3 protein-coding genes and 1 pseudogene are annotated in these 1,680 nt (G+C 57.1%); 2 read left to right on the top strand and 2 right to left on the bottom strand.

What is annotated here, in order from left to right; all coding sequences use genetic code 11:
• Positions 1–12: 12 nt before the first annotated feature.
• A pseudogene (locus AC2VNK_RS09730) lies at positions 13–87 on the top strand (signal peptidase II); the annotation flags it as partial.
• Positions 88–332: 245 nt separating this feature from the next.
• Entirely contained in the window at positions 333–551 is a 219-nt protein-coding gene (locus AC2VNK_RS09735; protein WP_486883606.1) for a hypothetical protein, read from the top strand.
• A gap of 65 nt (positions 552–616) precedes the next feature.
• Here AC2VNK_RS09735 and AC2VNK_RS09740 read toward each other — a convergent pair whose 3' ends face one another.
• Both AC2VNK_RS09740 and AC2VNK_RS09745 read right to left on the bottom strand, forming a co-directional pair.
• On the bottom strand, positions 617–1,363 hold the full coding sequence (locus tag AC2VNK_RS09740; RefSeq protein WP_291520971.1) for an SDR family NAD(P)-dependent oxidoreductase: 747 nt from the start codon (positions 1,361–1,363) through the stop codon (positions 617–619).
• A partial coding sequence (locus AC2VNK_RS09745; protein ID WP_486883607.1) for a thioredoxin domain-containing protein occupies positions 1,360–1,680 on the bottom strand: 321 nt, incomplete at its 5' end. The genes AC2VNK_RS09740 and AC2VNK_RS09745, both read right to left, overlap by 4 nt.

Below are 1,680 nucleotides of genomic sequence, written 5' to 3' on the forward strand. Positions count from 1 at the left end.
CTCTAGTGGCCCTACTTCAACATCGCCGACAGCGCAATTTCCATCGGTGCGGTTATACTGGTCCTCGACGCTTTCCGGCGTCTTTGATTTAAAACGACGGCGGGACCTGGGGGCTTTTAGCGACGAAGACCAAAGTAGCAAAAGCCGCCCTGCTAATAGAGAATCCCCGCTGCGGCTCCGCTACAACAGAGCCTTGTCGTTCAAACGTGACAGATTTCATTCATCCGGCCCGCAGGGAAAGACCTGTCCCCTAATTTTAATGGCGTATTTTTTTTGGCATGACTATTGCTGTTAGCTCTCATATTCATCAGAGCAAAGCAATGGAGACTGACATGGACAGCACCGCGAATCTTCTGGCCGCCTTACGCCGGGTACGCAGCTTCCCCAGCTACGCATCTTTTATGGCGGGTCACGAGCGACAGCGCATCAAACGGGAGTTACAAAAGCGCTTGCTGCGCCTGCGTCGACAGCGTCAAAGCCGTAATCTCACCCACCTTGTCGCAAAGCAGCAACAGGCAGCCACTGGTTTGTTGCACGCCATTTTTCACTGATCGCCACCGAAACGACCCAACCGTCGCGCGCTGCCCACTCATGCACCGCATAGGGTAAACCGGCATCAACGCCGGTAAACCAGTCCTACCCGTGCCTGATCCCGGGGCTTGATGATAATTTCGTCAATATTCACATGGGCAGGCCGCGTTACCGCCCAGAGGACGGCGTCAGCAATATCCGTGGCTACCAGAGGCTCCATACCGGCATAGACGCTGGCGGCCCGCTCTGCATCTCCATCGAAGCGCACCAGGCTGAACTCCGTCTCCACCAAGCCTGGATCAATTTTTGTCACCCGCAACGGCTGACCCAGCCACTCCACACGCATGGTCTCCGTAATCGCTTTTACGGCATGTTTACAGGCGGTATAACCACCTCCACCGGCATAGGTTTCGTGGGCGGCGACACTTCCGATATTCACCACATGACCGACCCCGGAAGAGGCTTTCAGCAGATGGGGATAGAGCGCTTTACTCATACGCGCGAGGCCGAGGACATTGCTCTGCCACATCTCTTGCCAATGGGATTCGTTCAAGTCTGCGATAGATTCCAGCCCTAGCGCGCCACCCGCATTATTGACCAGCACATCGACACCAGCCGGCAACCGGGCAGCAAATGTGGCTATACTGGCCGCATCGGTTACGTCCAGAGGAATGGCCACCCCCTCCAACTCTGCGGCCAGGGCCTGCAAACGTTCCAGCCGCCGTGCCCCGAGAACCACCAGATATCCTTGTGCCGCTAATACCCGCGCCGTGGCGGCACCAATACCCGAGGAGGCGCCTGTCACCACGGCACAGCGCTGCTGAGCAGTCATACCCAGTCCTCCGGCTCGTTGCCCGGCCGCCACTTGATACTGCAACCAATGCTGGGCAGCACTTTGGCCGAAGGCTCGGCACCCGCCAACATCGCGGCTATGGCTGCAGACAGGTCTTCGCCGGTCACCGGCAGATCGTTCTTGGGGCGACTCGCATCGAATTGACCGTGATAAAACAGTTTGCCTGCCGCATCAAAAAGGAAAAGATCAGGCGTGCACACCGCATTAAAAGCCTTGGCCACCCTTTGTTCGGCATCAAATAAATAAGGGAAATGATAACCGGCGCGCAGGGCCTCGGCAGGCATTTTTTCCGGCGC

Source organism: Acidithiobacillus sp. TH-A35, from assembly GCF_057473505.1.

Bases quoted from the DNA above. Each gene is read 5' to 3' on its own strand.
- AC2VNK_RS09735 (WP_486883606.1), top strand. From the start codon at position 333: ATGGACAGCACCGCGAATCTTCTGGCCGCCTTACGCCGGGTACGCAGC.
- AC2VNK_RS09740 (WP_291520971.1), bottom strand. From the start codon at position 1,363: ATGACTGCTCAGCAGCGCTGTGCCGTGGTGACAGGCGCCTCCTCGGGT.